The organism is Streptomyces sp. NPDC002144 (assembly GCF_053593695.1).
Genome location: NZ_JBSFDB010000012.1, coordinates 140,862 through 162,733, shown reverse-complemented (window position 1 = coordinate 162,733; position 21,872 = coordinate 140,862). Strand labels below are relative to the sequence as shown.

Genomic DNA, 21,872 nt, shown 5'->3' with positions numbered 1-21,872 from the left:
TCTTCCCGCCGTCCCGCGTTCCTCTGGAGGTCCCTGCCTGATGGCCCAGTCGGTGGGTATCAAGGACGTCGCCCGTGCCGCCGGAGTCTCCGTCGGCACGGTGTCCAACGTCATCAACCGTCCGGACACGGTCGCGACCGAGACCCGGGCCCGGGTGCAGTCCGCTATAGACCGGCTCGGATACGTCCGCAGCGAGTCCGCGCGCCAGTTGCGCGCGGGCCGCAGCCGGATCATGGGGCTGCTCGTGCTCGACATGGGCAACCCGTTCTTCGTCGACGTGGCGCGCGGGGCCGAGCGCGCCGCGCGTGACGCCGGGCTCGGCGTGATGGTCTGCAACAGCGCGCAGAGCGCCGGTGAGGAGGCGGAGTACCTCTCGCTCTTCGCCGAGCAGCGGGTGCGGGGCGTGCTGCTCACCCCCGCCGACGCGACCGGCCGCAACATCGAGACGTTCCGCCGCCACAACATCCCCTTCGTCCTCGTCGACCGGGTGGCCGAGGGGACGACCGAGTGCTCGGTGTCCGTCGACGACGTGGCGGGCGGTGCGCTCGCCGTGCGCCATCTGGTCGACGCCGGGCACCGCTCCATCGCGTACGTCAGCGGTCCGCCCGGCCTCAACCAGGTCCGCGACCGCCGCACGGGCGCCCTGAACGCGCTCGGCGAGGCGGGCCTCGGCCCCGAATGCCTGCGGGAGCTGCCCACCGAGCGGCTGGACGTGGCCGCCGGCCGGGACGCCGGCGCCCGACTGCTCGGCCTCGCCGACCGCCCCAGCGCCGTCTTCTGCGCCAACGACCTGCTCGCCCTCGGCGTACTGCAGGCCATGTACGCGGCTGGCATCACCGTCCCGGACGACCTCGCCATCGTCGGCTACGACGACATCGAGTTCGCGGCCGCCGCCGCCGTCCCGCTCACCTCCGTACGCCAGCCCGCCGTCACCATGGGCGCCCTGGCGGCGGATCTGCTGCTGGAGGAGACGGAGGCGGAGGGCGGGGGCAGGCGGCACGAGCACCGGCGTGTCGTCCTTCAGCCGGAGCTGGTCGTACGGCGTTCGAGTCTTTCGGCCCGCTGATCGCCTGTTCAGTAGGATTTCATGATCGTCGGGGTCGGCCGGCGGACGAACTTGTGGTGAAGTGGGACCCGACCGGAAGTCCGTCCGTCCCTGGAGATCAGTTGAGCGCCACGTACCGCCAGCCCGGCGTCGTCCTCACCGACCGCCACTTCACCGTGCCCCTCGACCACGACGACCCGGCGGGGGAGTCCATCGAGCTGTACGCCCGTGAGGTCGTCGCGGGTGAGAAGGTACGGCAGGACCTGCCCTGGCTGGTCTATCTGCAGGGCGGACCCGGATTCGGAGCGAATCGTTTCGTCGGGAAGCCGGCGTGGCTGGGGCGGGCCCTGAAGGAGTACCGGGTCCTCCTCCTCGACCAGCGCGGCACCGGCCACTCCACGCCCGCCAACCGCCAGACCCTCCCGCTGCGCGGCGGGCCCGCCCAGCAGGCCGACTACCTGGCCCACTTCCGCGCCGACGCGATCGTCCGTGACTGCGAGGCCATCCGCCCACAGGTCACCGGGGGCGCCCCCTGGACGGTCCTCGGCCAGAGCTTCGGCGGCTTCTGCACGGTCACCTACCTCTCCAGCGCCCCCGAGGGCCTGGCCGCCGCCGTGATCACCGGCGGTCTGCCCTCCCTCGACGCCCACGCCGACGACGTCTACCGGGCCGCCTACCCGCGCATCGAACGCAAGGTCGCCGCCCACTACGCCCGCTACCCGCAGGACATCGAGCGAGCCCGCCGTATCGCCGACCACCTGCTCACCCACGAGGTGACCCTGCCGAACGGCTACCGCCTCACGGTCGAGGCCTTCCAGTCGCTCGGCATCATGCTCGGCGGCAGCGAGGGCAGCCACCGCCTCCACCACCTCCTCGAGCACGCCTTCGTCCGCACCCCGCGGGGCATGGCCCTCTCCGACGCGTTCCAGGAGGAGGTGCAGGGCAGCCTGTCGTTCGCGAGCCATCCCCTGTACGCCCTCGTCCACGAGGCCTGCTACGGCCAGGACGAGCGCCCCACCGCCTGGTCGGCGGAGCGGGTGCGGGCCGAGTTCCCGCAGTTCGACGCCCCCAAGACGCTGGCCGGTGACACCCCCCTGCTCTTCACCGGCGAATCGATCCACCCCTGGATGTTCGACTGCGACCCGGCACTGCGGCCCCTGCGTGAAACGGCCGAACTCCTCGCCGCCCGCACCGACTGGCCGCCGCTGTACGACCCCGTCCGGCTCGCCGCCAACGACGTCCCGGCCGCGGCGGCCGTCTACCACGACGACATGTACGTCGACACGGCCCACGCCCTGGAGACGGCCCGGACGATCCGGGGCCTGCGCACCTGGGTGACGAACGAGTTCGAGCACGACGGCGTCCGCGCGGGCGGCCCCCGCGTCCTGGACCGGCTGCTCGCCCTCACCCGCGACGAGGCCTGACACCACGGCGGCCGAATCCACCGTCCGCCCCGTGACCGCGCAGAACGTGCTCAACGCCGTTCGTCGGTCGCGGTGTGCGCGATGACCGCGGAGACGATCGTCTCCCGGTCGGCTCTGTCGACCCCGTGCCCGGCGTCCTTGAGGGCCAGCAGCCGCGCGCCGGGGATCTCCTCGGCGAGCGCCTCGCCATGGGCGAGGGGGAACAGCGGATCCGCGGTTCCATGGATCACCAGCGTGGGTACCGCGATCGACGACAGCGGCCGACGCGAGGGCTCGCCCTCGGCCAGCAGGTCGTGGTTGCGCACGGCGGCGAAGTCACGCGCACGCTCGACGTCACGGCGGACGAGATCCCGGGCGGCGGCCTCGTCGAACGGACGCCGCCCTCCCGCGAGCACGCGTGCGTACTCGACCAGGTGGTCGACCACCGAGGCCTTGTCCTCCCAGTCGACCCGCGCGGACGACACGAACCGCATGAACTCCTCGTTCGGCGGTGGCAGTTCGGGGCCTCCGCGTACCGCCCGGGAGGTGCTGATGAGGACGAGCGAGAGAACGCGAGGCGCATGGTCGAGCGCCGCCAGCTGCGCCAAGGCCCCTCCGGCCGAGACCCCCACCAGATGGGCGGCCTCGATCCCGTAGGCGTCCAGAATCCCCACGGCGTCGCGCACCAGATCCGAACCGGTGTATCCGGGGCGGCCCGGTTCGTAGGTGACCGACCGGCCGGTGTCGCGATGGTCGTACCGGATCACGAACCGTCCGCCCTCGGCGAGCATCCGGCAGAACCCCTCGTCCCACCAGAGCATCGAGGCGCCGGTCCCCATGACGAGCAGCACCGGCGGGTCCGACCGGTCACCGAAGGACTCGGTGCACAGGGAGACACCGCGCGCGTCGATCATCCGCTCGGCCACCGCCACACCTCCTCACCGCAGCCATTCTGCCGCTGGGAGGAGGGGCAGGCCGCCGTGTGCCTGGGCCACCGTGAGGCGTGGCGCCGACCGACGGGGACGGGATGGACGTCGTCGCCCGGGTCTGCCCCGACATGCTCCGCTCGCGCGGTCTCCAGGTCGACTCGGTGAGGCTCGCGCCGCTGGTGGTCCTCGAGCCGCTGGAACCGGCCGAGCGGCCGGCGTTCGTGCTGCACGACCTGTGCGCCCGGCGCCGGGCGCGGAGCGCCACCCCGTCGGCGGAGCCCGCTCTCGGCCGATAGCGGCAGGTCGTGGGCGCGTTCACGGCCGCCACCCGGGCGGACGACTTCGAGGCGCTGGTCGCGGTCCTGGACCGCGACATCGTGCTGCGCGCCGACTCCTGGGCACCGGTCGGGGGCGCCGCTTCGAAGGTGGTGCGCGGTGCGCGGAGTGTGGCCGAACAGGCCCTGGCCTTCCGGCAGTTCGCGCGCTCGATGCGGATGGTCCTGGTCGATATGGAGGTCGGGATCCTCAACGCCCCCGAGGGGCGGCCGGGTCTCAGGCCGCCACGGCCAGGGGGCCGAGGGTGCGGTACGGGTTCACGACCCGCCCGTCCGGCAGGAGTTCGCCGGTGTCGTCGAAGACGATCGTCCCGTTGCACAGCAGGCTCCACCCCTGTTCCGGGTGGGCCGCGACGACGGCGGCCGTGTGGTGGTCGGGGCTGTCTGCGCTGGGGCACGGAGGCCGGTGGCTGCACATGATCTCTCTCCTCGATCCGTCTGGCTCCCGCCTGAAGTGGGCTCGTATCCGTGGTAGCCGAGTTTGTTTTCCGTTGTATGAGAAGACCCCCACAAGCCCGGAAACTCATCGGTGAGGTTCGGTTCCGCCGGGTCATGAAAGCCGGGAAGGCCCACTGTCGGACCCGCGTGGGACCGTGGGGCGTGGCGGCGTGAGCACGCGAAGGGGGTCGTGTCATGGGCGACGTCGACGCGCAGTTCCTGCGGGGCCTGTTCGACGAGGAGGGCAGCCTGCATGCCGGCGGCCGGATCGCGCTGTACCGGCTCTACGGCCTCGAGGGCCTGCTGTATGTCGGCATATCGGTCGCTCCCCGCACCCGGGTGCGCACGCACCTGCGCGAGCAGCCGTGGGGTCCGCAGGTCATCGGGATACGGATCGGCTATCCCGACGACGCGGAAGCGGCCGAGCGTGAGGCGGTCTGGACCGAGCGCCCCAAGTACAACGTGGTCTTCAACGGCCGCCTCCCGCCCCCGCCCGCGGACCCCGCGTCCCGGCTCAGAACCGAACTCGCCGTGGAGCAGCGACGGCTCAGGGAGTTCGAGGCGGCCGTACCCGAGTCGTCGGCCCATCTGCGGCTCATCGTCCGCGGGATCGAGGCGAAGAAGGAGAAGATCGCGAGGCTGCGGGAGCAGATCGAGGCCGCCGAGGCGGCACGGCATCCCTAGCCGGCGGACCGGCGGCGGCGCGCGGGTGCCCTTCGGGGGAGCCGCCCGGTCGATAACATGTGCGATATGCCAGATCAGACCGTCGGCCGCGCCGACCTGCGTGCCGACTGCGAGCGGTGTTTCGGGCTCTGCTGTGTCGCCCTGCCCTTCGCCGCCTCCGCCGACTTCGCGATCGACAAACAGGCCGGCACACCCTGCCCGAACCTCCGGGGCGATCACCGCTGCGGCATTCACGCCACGCTGCGGCAGAAGGGGTTCACCGGCTGCACGGTCTACGACTGCTTCGGCGCCGGGCAGCAGGTCTCGCAGATCACCTTCGGCGGACAGGACTGGCGCGCCGGCTCGCCGGAGCAGGCACGGCTGATGTTCGACGTCTTCCCGGTCGTACGGCAGCTGCACGAACTGCTGTGGTACCTCACCGAGGCGCTCACCCTGCCGGCCGCCCGCCCCCTCCACGCCGAGCTGCGCCGCCTCCTGGAGGAGACCGAGAGCCTCGCCGGTCAGGGCCCGGACCAGTTGGCCGCGTTGGACGTCGGCGCGCACCGGCAGACGGTGAACGTCCTGCTGCTGGAGGCGAGCGAGGCGACGCGGGCGGGTGTCCGGGGCCGCAAGAAGGACCGTCGCGGGGCCGACCTCATCGGTGCCCGCCTCAAGGGCGCCGACCTGCGCGGGGCGAATCTGCGCGGCGCCTGTCTGATAGCCGCCGACCTCACCGGTGCCGATCTGCGGGGCGCCGACCTGATCGGCGCCGACCTGCGGGACGCCGAGCTCACCGACGCCGATCTGACCGGCGCGTTCTTCCTGACCCAGCCCCAGCTCAACGCGGCCCGGGGCAGCGCCGGCACCCGGCTGCCGGGCTCAGTCAGCCGCCCGGTGCACTGGGCAGCGCAGCTCTGACGCAGCCTCCTCGACCGTGGCCGCCGCACCGGCGGTCACGGTGCGGCGGTCCAGGTGCAGCCGTAGCCCGTCCGGCATCAGGGTGAGCCGCTCGGTCACCCGCAGCCGGTACCCCGGGTCGGGGACGAACGCGTAGCGGCGCAGCAGCAGGCCGAGCACCAAGGTCGCCTCGTGCAGCGCGAACTGCCGGCCGATGCACGCCCGCGCTCCGGTGCCGAACGGCTTGAAGGTGTGCGCGGGGCGGGACCGTACCGCCTTCGGGTCGAAGCGGTCCGGGTCGAAGTGCTCGGCGTCGGCGCCCCATGCCGTGGGATCCCGGTGCAGCATCGGGGTGAGCACCAGCGTCCAGGCGCCCCGCCGCATCGGGTGCTGTCCGGCCAGCACGGTGTCCTGGACAGCCTCGCGGGCGAACGCGGGCGCGGTCGGCCACAGCCGCAGCGACTCGTCCAGGACCCGGCGTACGTACCGGAGCTTGGCCACCTGGTCGTAGCCGGGCGTCGGGGTCTCTCCCCAGACGCGGTCGACCTCCGCGCGGGCGCGGGCGGCGACCTCGGGGTGGCGGGAGAGGTAGTGGAGGGCGAAGGAGAGGGCGCCCGAGGTGGTCTCGTGGCCCGCCACCAGGAAGGTGATGACCTGCCGGCGGACGTTCTCGGGGGAGAGCCGTTCGCCCGTCTCTGGGTGGACGGTCTCCAGCATCCGGTCCAGCAGGTCGCCGTCACCGCCCGCCGTGCGCCGCGCGCGGACCAGGTCGTCGACCGTGCGGTTGAGGAAGGCGATGTCGGCCGCGTTGCGCTGCGCGGCCCGCCGGAGCAGCCCGGGGAAGGGAACGGAGTTGAGCCGCTGGGCGTAGGTGAGCGTGCCCACCATCGCGGTGATGAAGGGGTGCGGCCGGGACCGCTCGAAGGAGCCGAAGTCGTGGCCGAACCCGGTCCGCGCGATGGTCTCCAGCGTCAGCTTGGTCATGTCCCCGGGCACGTCCACCGCCCGCCCCGCCGCCTGCTCCCGGTCCCAGTGGTCCGTCAGCCGCCCGGCGACGGCCAGCATCATCGGGTGGTACGCCTCCATGGCCTCCCGGCTGAACCCCGGGGCCAGCACGTCGTGGGCCAGCTGCCAGTTCGGCTCGTGGTTGTACGCCGTGAACAGCCCGTCCCCGGCGACGGGCCGCAGATTGGCGACGCCGAGGCCCACGTGCTTGGCGAACCGCGACTCGTCGGCGAGGTCGGCCACCAGATCGGCGCCCCAGACGAACACGAACTCCCGGTTGAAGGCCTTGCGCCGGTAGATCGGCCCCAGTTGGCGGGCGAAGCGCAGGGAGTCCTGCAGCGGCGTGGCCCGGTTGGCGCCCAGCACGTCACCGAGCAGCGGGAGTCGGCGCGGCGGATGCGGGATGCGGTGCAGCTCCGGCCAGCCCTGCTCGGCACTGCGGAATCCGCCCGGCAGCGCCGCCCCTGTCGTGGTCTGCGCCATGACGCGATCTCCCTTGATCCAGCGGCGATTGAGCTCGTTGTACGTGGGTTCAATAGCGTGGCCAGTCTGGTCCCGCTGTTGAACCGGCGTCAAGTAAAGTGCGGACATGGCCGCGAACCAGGGCGAGCGCGCGCGCCGCCGGCTCAGCACCGGTGAGCGCCGGGAGCAGCTGCTGTCGGTGGGGGCGCGGCTGTTCTCGGAGAGTCCGTACGACGACGTCTGGATCGAGCAGGTCGCCGAGATCGCCGGTGTCTCCCGGGGGCTGCTCTACCACTACTTCCCGACCAAGCGCGAGTTCTTCGCGGCCGTCGTCGAGCGGGAGAGCGAGCGCATGCTGCGGATGACGGCGGCCGTGCCCGGCGTCCCGGTGCGCCGGCAGCTCGCGGCGGGGCTGGAGACGTACCTCGAGTACGTCGAGGCCCATGCGCACGGCTTCCGGGCCTTCCACCGCGCCGACGCCGCCGGGGACCAGGCGGTACGCCGGGTCTACCAGCGGGCGCTGGCCGCGCAGGAGCGTCAGATTCTCGCGGCGCTGGAAGCGGACCCCGAGTTCGGCCCGGTCGCCGGAGCGCGTCCCGACCTGCAACTCGCGGTCCGGGGCTGGCTGGCCTTCACCACGGCCGTCTGCCTGGAGTGGCTGCGCGGCTCGGAGCTGGGGCGCGAGCAGATCCGTGATCTGTGCGCGCGGGCGTTGCTGGGTGTCATCGCGCCCTGAGGATCTGCTGGTCCGGCCCTCTCGTGGTTGGCGTGCATCCCGATTGGTGGCGTGCGTTCCGATTGGTTGGCGTGCGCCTCGATCTTCGATAGGTTAGGCAAGGCTTACCTAAGGAGGCTTCTGGGATGGGTGACAGCCAGAGCTGGACGGCCGCGCCTGCCGCGGCCGAACGGGCCCGTTCGGTGCTCGCCACCGCGTGGTCCTGCGCGGTGACCGCCGAGGGCGGGCGCGAGGAGTTCGTCGGCGCGCACACCGTGGCCGAGGACGGCAGGGTCCTGCTGAGCGTGCCCGAGGACAGCGCGCTGCTCACGGCCGCGATCTGCGCACCCCGCGGCGAGCCGTCCGCCGTGCTGGAGTTCGCCGACGTGGCGCCCGTCCCGGTGCGCAGCCGGATCCGCGCGCGGCTCTGGCTCGCGGGATGCCTCGTCCCCGACGAGGACCGACTGGCCTTCCGCCCCACCCGGATCGTGCTGCGGCAGCCGTCCGGCGCGGTGGTGGTCGACCTCGACGAGTTCGCCGCCGCGGCGCCCGACCCGCTCGCCCTCGCCGAGGCGCATCTGCTGACCCACCTCGCCGACTGCCACCCCGACGCGGTCGAACGGCTCACCCGCCTCGTCGACCACGCCAGTCTGCACGGCGCCGTCCGCGTCCAGCCCCTCGCCGTCGACCGGCACGGGCTGACCCTGCGCATCGAACGCAACCGCGCCCACGGCGACGTACGCCTGCCCTTCCACACCCCCGCCGACGACGTCGGTCAGCTCACCGAGCGCATGCACGCCCTGCTCTCCCAGGCGAGCGCCGCCTCCTGCCCGCGTGCCCTACAGCGGCAGCGCACAGACCGCGACCGGTGAGGCGAACGGGGCGCCCGCGAGCCGCAGTCCACCGCTGTGGTCGTCGACGTGGAACACGCTGACCGTGCCGGACTTCTGGTTCGCCGCGAACAGCAGCCCGCCGTCCGGCGAGAAGGCGATCTGCCGGGGGAAGTCGCCCGATACCGGGACCGTACCGAGCAGCCGCAGCCGGGCGCCGTCCGCCTCGACGGCATAGCGCGCCAGGGTATTGTCGCCGCGGTTGGCGAGGAAGGCGTACGAGCCGTTGCGGGTCACCAGGATCTGCGCCGGGTAGTTGGTGCCCGGACCGGAGCCCGTGGACTGCGGTGCGCCGATGGTCAGCCGCCCGCTGGAGGGGTCGTAGGCGCAGACCGCGATCGTGTCGTCGACCTCGTTGGCCAGATAGGCGTAGCGGCCGCCCGGGTGGAAGGTGAGATGGCGCGGACCGGCGCCCGGCCGGGTGTGCGCCTGCGCGACCTCGGTGAGCCGGCCCGTGCGCTCGTCGAGGCGGTAGGTGTAGACGGTGTCCGTGCCCAGGTCGACCGCGAGGACATGGCCGCCGTCGGGGCTGGTGATGAACTGGTGGGCGTGCGGCCCCTGTTGGCCGGGTCCCGGCGCCGGATCGGAGTGCACGACCAGGTCGGCGCGCTTGCCCAGGGCGCCCGAGCCGTCGATGGGGTGCACGGCCACGCTGCCGGAACCGTAGTTGGCGCTCAGCAGCCAGCGGCCGCTCGGATGCACCGACAGATGGCAGGGCCCGGCACCGCCGGTGGCGCGGCTGCCCAGGACCTTGCGGTCGGCGAGGCGTACGGCGGTCACCGCGCCGTCGTCCCGCTCGTCCACCGCGTACAGCGTGCGGCCGTCGGGATGCGCGGCCAGATAGGACGGATCGGGCACTCCGGTGAGGGTGCCGGCGCCGGTGACATGGCCGCTCGTGGGGTCGTAGGTGGCGAGTCCGACGCCCCTGCCGCCGCCTTCGACGGAGGTGTAGGTGCCGATGTAGAGGGGACGCGGCCCGGACTTGCGGGGCGCGGGGCGCGGTGTGGAGGGCTTGGCCGACGGCCGCGGTGTGGTGGCGGCCGCGGGTTCGGCGTCCGGGGTGCCCTTGGGCGGGGCCGGCGCGGGCAGTGCCGTGATCGCGGCGGCTCCCGCGAGCGCGCCGACGAAGCGGCGCCTGCTCCAGCCGCCGCCCGCCGCTCGTGTCCCACTGCCCATGCCCGCACCTCAGCCGGTCGCTCGCCCCGATCGTGACTAGCCACCATGACCCGGACCCCCCGGCCCGTGCAACACGGGCACCCTTCGTTGCGCAGAGCGCAATGAGAGCTCCCGTCGCGCGCCGGCCCCTGCAACACCGCCGCCCGGCCGGACCCGTCCGGGTGGGTGCCAGCACCCGGCGAGCGCATCTCGATGGTGATCCCGCCGGCCGTGTTCTTCGCGCTCCAGCGACGTCCGCTGCGGGACCCCGGGGGTTACGAGATGGCCCGGGAGCAGCCGGGCGTGCAGGGGTCCGAAGCTGCCAGGCCTGCCGGAGTTGCCGGAGCTGCTGGCCGCCGGAGCCGCCTGCCTGCCGGACCTGTGGGGCTGCCAGAGCTCCCCGCCCTGCCGCACGTGGCGGACGTGTCTACCAGTCGCCGTCCTGCACCGGCTTGCCCGGTGCGTCGCCCAACTGCTGCACCTGGTGCGGGGTCGGGGGCTGCCAGGGCTCGTGGTCGTCGCCGAGCCAGTCGCCGACCGGCTTCACCGCCTCCAGCGTGTCCGTCGGAGCGAGATCGGCCGCGTCCTGGTCGTAGTAGTCGAACCAGGGCAGGCCCGCGCGGGTGTAGGCCGCGCGGTCCACCGGCGACGGCGGGGGCGCCTCGCCGGTGATGCGGCGCCACTCCGGAGGCGTCACCAGGTGCACGAACACCCGCCCCGCCGGCTCCTCGGCCCAGTCCGACAGCGGCCGGTCGTCCTCATAGACCTCCTGCCGCATCGAGCCGCCGACCCCCAGCCCCATCGCCGCGGCGGCCGGGGCCGCGCCAGGGGCGGGTGGCGGTGCCGCCGCCATCGGCATCGCCGCACCGTAGCCGCCCAGCGTCGTCATCCGGCGCGACGCCCGCGCCCGGCGCCGCTCCGCCTCCCGCCACTCGGCGAGCCTCGGCCCGCTCAGCGGGAAGGCTTGCAGCTGTACGCCGCCCCACACCTCCTCGCCGGTGACCTGGCCCTCGACCGTCGCCCCGAGGCCCAGCGGCACGGCCACGAACTGGCGGACCGTGCCCTTGCCGGAGTTGATGCCGTCCAGCCAGGGCTGGCGCGGCAGCACGAGGTAGTTCTGCGGGTTCCGGGACAGCCGGTCGCTCCACGGCTCGCCCGAGACCGCGCACACCTTGCCCACCCCGACCTGCAGGGCGGCCGGCTCGGCGGTGCCGTAGAAGCTCAGCCACATCGCCTCGCGCAGATACACCGGCAGCATCACACCGCCCCGCACGCGCCACTGCTCGGGCACCGTGTCGGGGTAGTCGGCGATCCGGCGCACCGGGAACTGACCGAGCCCGGGCGGCAGCGGATGGGTGCCCGTCTCGGGCAGCCGCAGCGTGCGCATGAACCGCACCGCCGCCCCGCCCGGCAGCCGCAGTACGTCCCCGTCGATCCGCACGGCCTCGCCGCTCATCCGCCCGCCCCCTCGTTTCCGGTCACGTCACCTAGAACGACGGGCGCCCTCGCCCCGGTTCCGGCGCAGCACCTCCGGCACCCGCATCCGCCCGCTGTCGCGCACGCTCTCCCGCAGCCGGGTCAGCCGCGGCATACGTTCGCGCTGCTCACGAGAGGTGCGGTCCAGCTCCTCCAGCAGCCGCCGGGAGCGGTGCTCGGTGTCCATCTCGTCCAGGATCCGGTTGACCTCGGTCAGCACCGCCCCGTAGAGCTGCCAGGTGCGGGCGTCGCGCTGCACCTCCTCGAGGAGCAGCTGGGCGAGCTTGTCCCGGGTGGCCGCCGCCTGCCGCAGCTCGGCGGTCAGCCGGGCCTCGGCCGACTCGGCGCTGACGCTCACGCTGGTGGTGACCAGGACCGCGAAACTGACCACCGCGTCCGCGATCTCGGACAGCAGCCGCTCCACCGCGGCCCCCGTCTCCGGCGCGAACAACGGCTCCGGATCGCGCTGCTTGGCGAGGTCGGTGAGCGTGCGCGCCAGCACCCGCAGGACGACCGTGCAGATCTCCAGCGTGTCCAGCCCCGTGCGCAGCACCACCCGGTGCAGCAGGCCCTCACGCACGCGTGGGTTGAGCCGCAGACTGTCCTCGGCCTGTCGGAGGGCCGCGTCCACCTCGACGATGTCGTGGTCGAGCCGGCGTGCCTCGTACAGCCGCTCGGTCGCGTGCTCGACCGGAGTACGGCCCGCGGCCTCCTCACCCATCCGCAGCATCAGGCGCCGTACCCGACGGGCCAGCCCCTCGATCGACTCGCCGGCCTCGTCCACCCACACCGGCGGCGCCAGCAGCAGATTGCAGGCCATCCCGACGACCGCGCCGATCAGCGTCTCGACGATCCGGGCCCAGGCGGTGTCGCCGACGGTGGTGACGCCGAGCACCAGCATCGCGCTGATCGCGACCTCGGGGACGTACTCGTCGACGCGGACCAGCCGTCCGACCGCGAGCGAGGCGACGATCAGCAGCGCGAGACTCCACCACGTCAGGCCCACCAGCAGACTGAACGCGATCGCGACCAGGACACCGGCCACGACCGCGTTGACCCGGCGGATGCCGTTGGTGAGGGTGGCGTACAGGGTGACCTGGACGACCAGCAGCGCGGTGAGCGGCGCGGTCAGTGGTGCGGCCTCGGGACTCAGGCGCAGGGCGACGACGTAGGCGACCGTCGCCGCGACGGCCGACCGCAGTGTCTGCACCACCACGGGGTCCCGGCGCCGCTTCACGAACTCGACGAGCGGCGCCGTCCACGCACGTACATCTGGCACCTGGCGCTGATCCTCTTTCCTTGGCGTTCCTTGGCGTTTCTTGGCTTCGCTTGGCTTTGCTTGGTTTTCCCGGGCCCTCCCTGGCGCTCGTACTCCTTGCGGACCGTAACTGTCCGCAAGGAAACCTAGATTGTTGGCAACGGTCGAAGGACGGCACGAGGGGAGAACGGTGATGGCGGACCTCCGGGGTTTCGAGGTTCTCACACGCGCGCACGCCTATCTCGGTGAGGTGGTCGCCGGGGTGCCGGTGTCGGCCTGGGGAGCGGCGACGCCGTGCGACGAGTGGACGGCCCGGCAGGTCCTCAACCACGCGCGCATCGACCAGCAGGGTTACGGCCTGGCGATCACCGGCGGCCAGCCTGACTCGGACCCCTTCCACCCCGCGGACGCCCTCGACGGTGACCCGGCGGGCGAACTCGACAAGGCGCTGCGTCAGGTTGCCGACGCCTACGCCGGGTTGCCGTCCGGCGCCGGCCAGGTGCCGACGCCCCTGGGCCCGCTGCCCCTGCCGCTCGCCGCCGGGGCGGCCGCCATGGACGCGGCCGTGCACGCCTGGGACATCGCCGTCGCCACCGGCCAGGACCGGCCGCTGAGCGCGGAACTGGCGGAGGGGATCCGGCCGGCCGCGGACCACCTCGTCGATCGGCTGCGTGACGCGTACCGGGTGTTCGCGCCCGCCCTCACGGTTGCGCCGGACTACGACAGGGCCGAGGCCCTGCTGGCCTTCCTCGGCCGCGACCCGCACTGGACGCCCGCTTCTTCCTGAAGCTGCGGAGCTCCGGACGTTCCACGACCGGTCGGCCTTCACCGTGCGGGGGCGGCCCGGCTGCGGGAGCGGTAGCCGGCCACCTTCGCGAGGTTGCCGCACCGCTCCATGGAGCACCAACGGCGCCGTCGCGCCTGGGAGTCGTCGAGGAAGAGCAGGGAACAGTCCGGGTTCTCGCACTTCTTGACCCGCTCCAGCAGGGGACCGCGCACCAGGAGTACGGCGTCCCGGGCCACCGTCGCCAGCGCCGCCCGGACCGGCTGCCGCGCCGACCAGGGCTCGGGGCCCAGTTGGGGCGCGAGGTCGGGTCGGGCCGCCGCCGCGTTGACCAGCTCGGTGTCCACGGCCTCGGGCTGCCGCCCGGCCATCGCGGCTCGTACGACCCGGTACAGCGCCTCGCGCAGGACGCGGGCGTCCGCCAGCTCCCTGGCGGTGACGCGCGCAGGCTCGTCGCCCACCGCCAGCCCCGCCTCGGCGAACCAGCGGGCCAGCGCGGCCGGATCCGGTAGCCGCTCCAGCGGGGTGGCGTGCCGTCGGCCCAGCGTCGCCACGAAGTCCAGGCAGGGGCGGCCGCCGATGAAGGGGAACGCGAGCGCCGGGTCGGCGGGCGAGGTGCCGGTCATGAGCAGAGCGTACACCGGTTCATGAGGTGTCGTCGCGTCGGCAGAGCCTCTTGACACCGGTTGAACGGGTGTCGGAGAGTGACACCACTTCAACCGGTGTCAGTCGGATGGGCGGCTGCGACAGGAAGCAGGTGCGGTATGCGTGCGGTACGGATCGACGAGTTCGGCGGGCCCGAGGTGCTGGTGCCGGTCGAGGTGCCCGACCCCGTGGCGGGCCCCGGTGAGGTCCTGGTGCGGGTCGCGGCCGCGGGGGTGAACCGTGCGGACGCGCTGATCAGGGCGGGCAAGTACCACCGGGCCGGCCGGCCGCCGCTGATCCCGGGCGTGGAGGCGGCGGGTGTCGTCGCGGCGGTGGGAGAGGGGGTGACCGAACTCGCGGTGGGCCAGCGGGTCATGGCGCTGGACGGCGTCAACGCCCCCGGTTTCTACGCCGAGCTGGCCGTCGTACCCGTCACCCAGGTCACCGCGCTGCCCGAGGGCGTGGGACTCGTCGAGGCGGCCGCGCTGCCCGTCGCCTGTCTGTCGGCCTGGTACTGCGTGCGGCAACTCGCCCGGGCCGGCAAGGACGACACGGTGGTGGTGAAGGCCGCCGCCAGCGGGGTCGGCAGCGCGGCCGTGCAGATCGCCGCCGAGACCGGCGCGCGGGTGATCGCGCTCGCCGGGTCGGCCGATAAGGCCGCCTGGGCGGGGGAGTTCGGCGCCCACGACGTGATCGACACATCGGCCCACTCAGGGGAGGCGGAGGTCGAGGAGGTGCTGCGGCTGACCGACGGGCGCGGTGCCGACGTCGTCCTCGACACGGTCGGCGGCCCGGCGTTCGAGCGGAGTCTGCGCGAGGTCGGACACGGCGGCCGGGTCGTCGCGCTCGCCAACGTGGCCCTGGAGCCCAGCACCATCGACACCCGCGATTTCTACCCCAAGAACGTCTCCATCCTCGGCTTCCAGCTCACCAACCTCCAGATCCACGGCTACGATCCCCGTCCCGACCTGCGCGAACTGGCCGAACGCGTGGCCTCCGGGGCGTTCCGGGTCCCGGTCGAGACCGTCGTATCCCTCGACGAGGCCCGCAGGGCCCATAAAACGCTGGAGCGGCGGGACAACCGTGGCAAGATCGTGCTCGCCGTGGCCGACCTCTGAGCCGCGGCCGAAGACGGGCGGCCCGGGGGAGGAGCCGGCGGTGGACCTCACGAACGTCCTGTCCGAGCGGGCACGGCGGGCGCTGCGCCATGTCGCCTCCCGCTCGACGGGCCGGGCCGTCGCTGCCGACGTGCGGATCACGCTGAACTTCCATCCCGACCGGCTGATCGGCGGGCTGCCCATCCTCCGGGCACTGGGCCAGGACGGCGCCTACCACTCGCAGTTCGTCACCGGCACCAGCAACGGCGGCCTGACCGCGCACCCCGGCGGCGACCGCTGGCGCTGGGAGAGCCGGATCTTCGCCGGCGCCTACGACGAGGCCGAACCGCACGAGCGGCCCGTCTACGGCGCCCTGAACTTCCGCCGCCAAGTGGTCGGCGCCGCCCCGCGGTTCGGCTCCTCGCACTTCCGTCTCACCGGCGACGCCCTGGCCCGCGCCACCTTCTGCTATCCCGACAGCGCGGCCGAGCCGACCGACTTCGGGGTGGCCGCCGGCATGTCCCTCGTCGCGCTCGCCGAGGCCGACGAGCAGGACGCCCTGAACGACTACATCGAGGCCCAGGTCCACGGCGGTGTCACCCTTGCCGGGCACGTGGAGGCCCTGGTCCTGGACGCGAGCTACCGCGGCACGCCGGTCGAGGCCGCGGCCCGCCTGCTGCCCTGTCCCGTCGAGTGGCACCCCGGCTACCGGCTGACGGTGGCCGAGCTGCGCGAGCACGCGGACTACCGCGGACGGGAGTACGTGGAGCTGGGCGCCCGGATCGCCCAGGACGGCGTGGTCGATCCACGGATCATCGGGGACGCCGCCCGCACCGGCCGCCATGAACTGCAGGACCTCAAGATGGTGTGGCACACCCTCGCCCGCTTCGGCGCCCCGGAGGGAGCGGGGACGGCGCGCCGGGCGCCGGCACGTGGGTGAACCCGTCAGGCATGCCCGCGGGCTGCCTGGCCCGCGTGCGCGTCCCGATCACCCAGCGCTGCACCGTCATGCGGCGGGCCCGGGGGTGAATGCGTCGGTGGCGAGCCAGACCGCCTGGTCAGGCGCCAGCACACCGTCCTCCACCGGGCCGCTGGCCAGCAGCACCGACGCGTGCCCGGGCAGCGGGCAGGGGTCAGCGGAGAGGTTGACCGCGCACACGAATCCGGGTTCCCGGCGGAAGACCAGCACTCCGGCGGGGGCGTCGAGCCACTCCAGGTCGCCGTCGCCGAGCGCGGGATGCTCGTGCCGCAGCCGCAGCGCCGCGCGGTACAGCGTCAGCATGGAGCGAGCGTCCCCCTTCTGCTTCTCCACGCTCAGCTCGGCCCACGCCTCCGGCTGCGGCAGCCACGGCTCGCCCCGCGCGCCGTCCGGGCTGAAACCGTACGGCGCGCTCCGGCCCGACCACGGAATCGGCACCCGGCAGCCGTCGCGGCCCCGGTCGGTGTGCCCCGACCGCTCCCAGACGGGGTCCTGCAGCACTGCCTCCGGCAGGTCCTCCACCTCCGGCAGCCCCAGCTCCTCGCCCTGGTAGACGTAGGCACCGCCGGGCAGCGCCAGCATCAGCAGGGCCGCCGCGCGGGCCCGCCGGGTGCCCAGCTCCAGGTCCAGGGGGCCCTCGGGCCGGTAGGGCTCGTTCACCGTCCACCGCCGTACGACCTTGCGGCCGTAGCGGCTGGGATGGCGTACCACGTCGTGGTTGGAGAGCACCCAGGTGGCCGGCGCGCCCACCGCCCCGAGCATCGCGCGGGAGTCGTCGATGACGGAGCGCAGGTCCTTCGCGTCCCAGCTCGACATCAGGAAGTCGAAGTTGAACGCGGTGTGCAGGCCGTCCCGGCGGACGTAGGCGGCCAGCCGCTCCGGCGTGTCCGCCCATGCCTCGGCGACGAAGGACCGGTCGCCGGGGAACTCGTCGGCCACCCGGCGCCAGGCCCGGTAGATGTCGTGCACCTCGTCGCGGTCCCAGTGCGGATGGTCGACGTGCTCCCGCGGCCCGTGGTCCGCCCGGCGCGGCGGCAGGTCGGGCAGTTCCGGATGCTTGATCAGCCCATGGGCGACGTCGATGCGGAAACCGTCCACGCCCCGGGCGAACCAGAACCGCAGGATCGACTCGAATTCCGCGCGCACCTGAGGGTGCTGCCAGTTGAGGTCCGGCTGCTCCGGGGCGAACAGGTGCAGATACCACTCGCCGTCGGGAAGCCGGGTCCAGGCCGGGCCGCCGAAGGTGGAGACCCAGTCGTTGGGCGGCTCGGCACCGTCCGGTCCGCGGCCCGGCCGGAAGACGTAGCGCTCCCGCTCCGGGCTGCCCGGACCGGCCGCCAGCGCCGCCTGGAACCAGGCGTGCCGGTCCGAGGTGTGGTTGGGCACGATGTCCGGGATGACCCGGATCCCGTGCCGGTGCGCCTCCTCGATGAGCTGCTCCGCCTCGGCGACCGTGCCGAACAACGGGTCGATCTCACGGAAGTCCGCCACGTCGTAACCGTGGTCCGCCATCGGGGACCGGTACCACGGGTTGATCCAGACGGCGTCGACGCCGAGCCACTTCAGATACGGCAGCCGGGAGCGGATGCCGGCGATGTCGCCGACACCGTCGCCGTTCCCGTCGGCGAAGCTGCGGATGTAGACCTGGTAGATGACGGCGTCGCGCCACCAGGGTGCGGGGTGGGTGGACATAGGGGTGCGCGCTCCTCGCCTGTGACAACGCTTGCAAGCTTGCGGTCTGAAGGGTCGCACCGTCAATGCGCTACGTGCCGGTAACGGCCGTGACAGCGCTGCCACGGCTCCCGTACGCCTGTGCTAGCGTCCGCGCATGCCAGCCGATCGACGGCACCCCACGATGGCCGACGTCGCCGAACGGGCCGGGGTCTCCGTCTCCACCGTCTCCCGCACCCTGCGGGGCCTGGACAACGTCTCGCCGCCGGTCCGCGCCCGCGTCGAACGGGCCGCGCGGGAGCTGGAGTTCGCCGTCTCCCGGCACGCCTCCAGCCTGGTGACCGGCAGGACCGGAGTGGTCGCGGCGCTGGTGCCCACGCTCAACTCCTGGTTCATGGGCTCGGCCCTGTCCAGCCTGGGCCCGCTGCTGCGCGCGGCCGACATGGAGCTGACCGTCTACGTCATACCCGACCTCGCCGAACGGGCCGCGTTCTTCGAGCGGTTGCCGGCCCGGCGCAACGCCGACGCGCTGCTGGTGTTCTCCTTCGACCTCACCGAGGAGGAGAGCACGCGCCTGGACGACCTCGGGATGCCCGTGATCTACGTCAGCCAGCACGCCGAGGGACGCCCGAGCGTGTACGTCGACGACGTGGCCGGCGCCCGCAACGGCACCCGGCATCTGCTGAACCTGGGCCACCGGCGGATCGCCTTCATGCAGACCGTGGGCGCCACCGGGTTCGCCTTCAGCTCGCACGAGCGGCTGCTCGGCTACCAGCGGGCGCTCACCGAGGCGGGCGTCCCGCTGGACGACTCCCTGGTGGTGGCGGCCCGGGTCGCCGACGGACGCGGCGTCGCCGAGGCGCTCGGCGAGCTGCTGAGCCTGCGCGAGCCGCCGACCGCCGTCTTCGCAGAGCAGGACGAACTCGCCGCCGCCCTGATCGCGACCCTGCGCAGAGCCCGGATCGCGGTGCCGGAGGGGATGTCCGTCCTCGGCTTCGACGACCAGCCGGTGGCCGACTGGCTCGACCTGACCACGGTCGCCCAGTCCCCGGCACGGATGGGCCGGCTGGCCGGCGAACTCGCCCTGGAGCTGATCGGCGAGGCCGGCACCGACCACCGCCGGCACGTCGTCCTGCCGACCCGGCTCATCCCACGGGCCACGACCGCCGCCCCGCCCGAGCCGGAGAACGCGTCCTGACCATGAGCATCCCGCCCTGCTGGGAGTCCTTCCGCATCGCCGACCACGTCGCCCCGGTGATCATGATCCGTAGGGAACGGGCCTCGCCCCCTTCCGGGGTGCTGGCGCCGACCGCACCGCGGCAAGCGCGGCGGGCGCCGAACTCGCCCTTGTTCTCTGCTCCTTCGGCCGTGACGCACCCGATGTCGACTTCCCGCACGCCGACGAGCCCCGTGCCGCGGAGAGGGCCGGGGCCGTCTCGCTCCGCCCGGCCTTCAGCACCGCGGGGACCTTCGTGCGGCGACGGTTCGAGAATGGCGCCGGTGTGCGGGAGGCGTTCCGTACCCTGTTCCGTGATCGCACGCCGGGCGGGGACACGGTGGCGGCCGAGGAGTGGATCGACGCACTCGTCGCGGACGGGCATGACGTCGAGGACGTGACCGGCAGGGGAGGTGGGCGCACGGTGGTGGACTCCTGGGAGCGGGCCCGAAGCATCCTGGCGGGTGCGGACATCCCGCCCGGCCGACTCGCCCAGCTGCGCCCCCTGAGCGGCGGCACCTACAACACCGTCGAGGAGCTGCGGCTCACCGACGGCGTCCGCTATGTGCTCAAGGTCGCGCCGAACACCCCCGGCCTGCGCCACGAGCGCCGGTTGCTCGTCGCGGAGGCCGAGTTCTACCGGGGCGCCGAGCAGGCCGACGTGCCCGCACCGCGGGTGATCGCGCTCGACGCCGAACGCGAGGTCCTGCTGATGACCGCGTGCCCCGGCGACCCCTGGGACGACTCGCTGCCGCCGGTCCAACGGCCGCCGCTGCGGACCGAGTTGGGGCGCCAGGTGGCGCGGCTGCACCGGGTGACCGGGCCGGCGTTCGGGTATCCGTCCGGGGCGCTCGGTCCGCTCGCCGCCGACTGGCGCACGGCGTTCGCCGGAATGCTGGACGCCGTCCTGGACGACGCCCGCGAGTACCGGGCCCGGCTGCCCCGCCCCGTCGACGAGGTGGCCCGGACCGTCCGCTCCGCCTACGGCGCGCTCGACACGGTCACCGTCCCGCGCCTCGTCCACTTCGACCTGTGGCAGGGCAACATCCTGCTCGACCGCTCGGCGCGGGAGACCCGCATCGGCGGGCTGATCGACGGCGAGCGCATGTTCTGGGGCGACCCGCTGGCCGACTTCGTCTCGCTGGCGCTGCTCGGGGACATCAGGAAGGACGAGGTGTTCCTGGCGGGCTATCGCGAGGCCGGCGGCCGGACCGAGTTCGACCGGGGAGCTCTCCTGCGGCTCGCCCTCTACCGGGCCTACCTCTACCTGATCATGCTGACGGAGGTCGTCCCGCGCGGACTGGAGCACGAGGAGTGGCGTCAGGAACGGGTCGCCCCCGAACTCGTCGCGGCCCTGGACGAGATCGAGGATCTGGCCTCCAGCTCCGCCGCATAGCCCGCCGCAGAGCACCGTCTCTTAGCTCACAACGTGAACTAAGGGTTGGAGGAATGTCGCGCCGGGCCCCCTCGCGGAGGTATGTTGCAGCTCGGACAGGGTTCGGGAGGAGCCACATGGCGGGGCGGAACGGGCGCACGGTACGGGACCTCAGGCGGGCCAACCGCACGGCCGTGCTGCAGCGGCTCTACTTCGACGGACCGCTGAGCCGCTTCGAACTCGGCCCGGTCACCGGACTGAGCTCCGGCTCGGTGAGCAACGTCGTCGCGGACCTGGTCGCCGACGGGCTGGTCGAGGAGGCCGGCAGCGTCGACTCCGACGGCGGCCGCCCCCGCACCCTGCTGCGCGTGGCACCCGGCGCGGGCCACATGATCGGCGTCGACGTCGGCGAGACCCGCGTCCGCGTCGAGCTGTTCGACCTCACTCTCACCGAACTCGCCCGCGCCGAGCGGCCCCTCACCCAGCAGCGGTACGAGGTCGAGGTCATCGTCGGCCACATCCGCGACGGAATCGCCGAGGTGCTCGCCGGCACCGGAGTCGACGCCGGCCGGCTGCTGGGCGTCGGCATCGGCGTCCCCGGCATCGTCGAGCACACCCCCGACCGCGGTGCCGTCGTGCACGGGCAGACCATCGGCTGGGACGCGATCCCGCTGGAGGCGCTGCTCCGCTCGACGTCCGGACTCCCGGACACCGTCCGTTACTTCATCGACAACGGCGCCAAGACCCTCGGCCAGGCCGAGATGTGGTTCGGCGCCGGACGCGGGGCCCACAACGCGATCGTCGTCCTGTTCGGCTCCGGCGTCGGCGCCTGTCTGGTCACGCCCGAGGTGGAGCACGGCCGGGCCGTCGAGTGGGGGCATCTGACGGTACGGGTCAGGGGGCGCCGCTGCCGGTGCGGCGCGCTCGGCTGCCTGGAGGCCTACGCCGGGGCCGAGTCCCTGCTGGAACGCTGGCGCGAGGAGGGCGGGCGGCCCCCGGAGGGCACCGACGAGGAGACGGCGCTGACCGCGATGCTCGCCGCCGCGTACCCGGCCGAGGGAGGCACGGCCGACCCGGTCGCTCTGGCCGTGCTGGAGGAGACGGCCGAGTACCTGGGCGCCGGACTGTCCGACCTGATCAACCTCTTCCAGCCCGAGCGGATCCTCATCGGTGGCTGGGCGGGACTCCAGCTCGGTACGCGGTTCCTGCCCGCGGTGCGCCGGCACGCGGCCTCGTACGCGCTGCGGCACCCGGCCGAGAAGGTCACGATCGACCTGGGCCGGCTCGGTCCGGACGCGGTCACCGTCGGTGCGGCGATCCTGCCGCTCGCCGACTTCTTCGCCCGTGGCGGGCGGCGCCTGGAACCCGCTCCCGAGGGGCCGGTCCCGGCCTGGCGGACGGCGCTGGAGGAGCGCGCTCCCCACTGAGGCGCCG

Annotated in this window: 20 protein-coding genes and 1 pseudogene; 13 read left to right on the top strand and 8 right to left on the bottom strand. The window is 73.2% G+C overall.

What is annotated here, in order from left to right; genetic code table 11:
• The first annotated feature begins 40 nt into the window (after positions 1-40).
• Together ACWCQ1_RS20125 and ACWCQ1_RS20120 are read left to right on the top strand one after the other, a co-directional pair.
• Positions 41-1,066 carry a LacI family DNA-binding transcriptional regulator gene (locus ACWCQ1_RS20125; protein WP_358599067.1) on the top strand — a complete coding sequence of 342 codons (1,026 nt, stop codon included), beginning with the start codon at positions 41-43 and terminating at the stop codon, positions 1,064-1,066.
• 101 nt (positions 1,067-1,167) lie between these two features.
• Positions 1,168-2,469, top strand: coding sequence for an alpha/beta fold hydrolase (locus ACWCQ1_RS20120; protein ID WP_358599070.1), 1,302 nt, complete (start codon positions 1,168-1,170; stop codon positions 2,467-2,469).
• 50 nt (positions 2,470-2,519) lie between these two features.
• On the opposite strand, the gene ACWCQ1_RS20115 is transcribed toward ACWCQ1_RS20120, so the two are convergent.
• Positions 2,520-3,374: an alpha/beta fold hydrolase gene (locus ACWCQ1_RS20115; RefSeq protein ID WP_358599073.1), complete on the bottom strand. Its 855-nt coding sequence runs from the start codon at positions 3,372-3,374 to the stop codon at positions 2,520-2,522.
• Between the two features lie 107 nt (positions 3,375-3,481).
• Here ACWCQ1_RS20115 and ACWCQ1_RS20110 point away from each other — a divergent pair.
• Positions 3,482-3,925, top strand: a pseudogene (locus ACWCQ1_RS20110) (RNA polymerase subunit sigma-70); the annotation flags it as partial.
• 4 nt (positions 3,926-3,929) lie between these two features.
• Here the strand turns inward: ACWCQ1_RS20110 and ACWCQ1_RS20105 are convergent.
• A complete protein-coding gene (locus tag ACWCQ1_RS20105) occupies positions 3,930-4,130 on the bottom strand; it encodes a DUF5999 family protein (protein ID WP_358599314.1) in 201 nt (66 codons plus the stop codon).
• A 215-nt stretch (positions 4,131-4,345) separates the two neighbouring features.
• Here ACWCQ1_RS20105 and ACWCQ1_RS20100 point away from each other — a divergent pair, with 215 nt between their 5' ends.
• Complete coding sequence (locus tag ACWCQ1_RS20100) at positions 4,346-4,834, top strand: GIY-YIG nuclease family protein (RefSeq protein WP_358599076.1); 489 nt, start codon at positions 4,346-4,348, stop codon at positions 4,832-4,834.
• 66 nt (positions 4,835-4,900) lie between these two features.
• A complete protein-coding gene (locus ACWCQ1_RS20095; RefSeq protein WP_451027032.1) occupies positions 4,901-5,731 on the top strand; it encodes a pentapeptide repeat-containing protein in 831 nt (276 codons plus the stop codon).
• Here the strand turns inward: ACWCQ1_RS20095 and ACWCQ1_RS20090 are convergent.
• Positions 5,693-7,198 carry a cytochrome P450 gene (locus ACWCQ1_RS20090; RefSeq protein WP_133043568.1) on the bottom strand — a complete coding sequence of 502 codons (1,506 nt, stop codon included), beginning with the start codon at positions 7,196-7,198 and terminating at the stop codon, positions 5,693-5,695. The genes ACWCQ1_RS20095 and ACWCQ1_RS20090 overlap by 39 nt on opposite strands.
• A 106-nt stretch (positions 7,199-7,304) precedes the next feature.
• On the opposite strand from ACWCQ1_RS20090, the gene ACWCQ1_RS20085 reads away from it, so the two are divergent.
• A complete protein-coding gene (locus ACWCQ1_RS20085; protein ID WP_451027031.1) occupies positions 7,305-7,913 on the top strand; it encodes a TetR/AcrR family transcriptional regulator in 609 nt (202 codons plus the stop codon).
• 125 nt (positions 7,914-8,038) lie between these two features.
• Entirely contained in the window at positions 8,039-8,764 is a 726-nt protein-coding gene (locus ACWCQ1_RS20080; protein WP_358599085.1) for a DUF2470 domain-containing protein, read from the top strand.
• Here the strand turns inward: ACWCQ1_RS20080 and ACWCQ1_RS20075 are convergent.
• From ACWCQ1_RS20075 to ACWCQ1_RS20065, 3 genes are all read right to left on the bottom strand, one after another.
• Positions 8,732-9,958 carry a lactonase family protein gene (locus ACWCQ1_RS20075; protein ID WP_451027030.1) on the bottom strand — a complete coding sequence of 409 codons (1,227 nt, stop codon included), beginning with the start codon at positions 9,956-9,958 and terminating at the stop codon, positions 8,732-8,734. The genes ACWCQ1_RS20080 and ACWCQ1_RS20075 overlap by 33 nt on opposite strands.
• Before the next feature lie 406 nt (positions 9,959-10,364).
• Positions 10,365-11,393 carry a hypothetical protein gene (locus tag ACWCQ1_RS20070; RefSeq protein ID WP_358599091.1) on the bottom strand — a complete coding sequence of 343 codons (1,029 nt, stop codon included), beginning with the start codon at positions 11,391-11,393 and terminating at the stop codon, positions 10,365-10,367.
• Between the two features lie 27 nt (positions 11,394-11,420).
• Positions 11,421-12,692 (bottom strand): FUSC family protein, encoded by a 1,272-nt coding sequence (locus ACWCQ1_RS20065; RefSeq protein WP_133043573.1) that lies wholly within the window; start codon positions 12,690-12,692, stop codon positions 11,421-11,423.
• A 172-nt stretch (positions 12,693-12,864) separates the two neighbouring features.
• On the opposite strand from ACWCQ1_RS20065, the gene ACWCQ1_RS20060 reads away from it, so the two are divergent.
• On the top strand, positions 12,865-13,458 hold the full coding sequence (locus ACWCQ1_RS20060) for a TIGR03086 family metal-binding protein (RefSeq protein WP_451027029.1): 594 nt from the start codon (positions 12,865-12,867) through the stop codon (positions 13,456-13,458).
• A gap of 38 nt (positions 13,459-13,496) precedes the next feature.
• Here ACWCQ1_RS20060 and ACWCQ1_RS20055 read toward each other — a convergent pair whose 3' ends face one another.
• Entirely contained in the window at positions 13,497-14,081 is a 585-nt protein-coding gene (locus ACWCQ1_RS20055; RefSeq protein WP_133043575.1) for a CGNR zinc finger domain-containing protein, read from the bottom strand.
• Between the two features lie 138 nt (positions 14,082-14,219).
• Here ACWCQ1_RS20055 and ACWCQ1_RS20050 point away from each other — a divergent pair, with 138 nt between their 5' ends.
• Both ACWCQ1_RS20050 and ACWCQ1_RS20045 read left to right on the top strand, forming a co-directional pair.
• Positions 14,220-15,218, top strand: a complete 999-nt coding sequence (locus ACWCQ1_RS20050; protein WP_358599098.1) for a quinone oxidoreductase family protein — start codon at positions 14,220-14,222, stop codon at positions 15,216-15,218.
• Between the two features lie 40 nt (positions 15,219-15,258).
• Positions 15,259-16,137, top strand: a complete 879-nt coding sequence (locus tag ACWCQ1_RS20045; RefSeq protein ID WP_358599101.1) for a DUF3626 domain-containing protein — start codon at positions 15,259-15,261, stop codon at positions 16,135-16,137.
• A 66-nt stretch (positions 16,138-16,203) separates the two neighbouring features.
• Here the strand turns inward: ACWCQ1_RS20045 and ACWCQ1_RS20040 are convergent, their stop codons facing one another.
• Positions 16,204-17,868 carry a glycoside hydrolase family 13 protein gene (locus ACWCQ1_RS20040; protein WP_451027028.1) on the bottom strand — a complete coding sequence of 555 codons (1,665 nt, stop codon included), beginning with the start codon at positions 17,866-17,868 and terminating at the stop codon, positions 16,204-16,206.
• A gap of 136 nt (positions 17,869-18,004) precedes the next feature.
• Here ACWCQ1_RS20040 and ACWCQ1_RS20035 point away from each other — a divergent pair, with 136 nt between their 5' ends.
• The 3 genes from ACWCQ1_RS20035 to ACWCQ1_RS20025 all read left to right on the top strand — a co-directional run bounded on the left by ACWCQ1_RS20035 (position 18,005) and on the right by ACWCQ1_RS20025 (position 21,865).
• Positions 18,005-19,045 carry a LacI family DNA-binding transcriptional regulator gene (locus ACWCQ1_RS20035; RefSeq protein ID WP_358599107.1) on the top strand — a complete coding sequence of 347 codons (1,041 nt, stop codon included), beginning with the start codon at positions 18,005-18,007 and terminating at the stop codon, positions 19,043-19,045.
• A 442-nt stretch (positions 19,046-19,487) separates the two neighbouring features.
• Positions 19,488-20,459 carry a phosphotransferase family protein gene (locus ACWCQ1_RS20030; RefSeq protein WP_451027067.1) on the top strand — a complete coding sequence of 324 codons (972 nt, stop codon included), beginning with the start codon at positions 19,488-19,490 and terminating at the stop codon, positions 20,457-20,459.
• A gap of 116 nt (positions 20,460-20,575) precedes the next feature.
• Complete coding sequence (locus ACWCQ1_RS20025) at positions 20,576-21,865, top strand: ROK family protein (RefSeq protein WP_451027027.1); 1,290 nt, start codon at positions 20,576-20,578, stop codon at positions 21,863-21,865.
• Positions 21,866-21,872 lie beyond the last annotated feature (7 nt).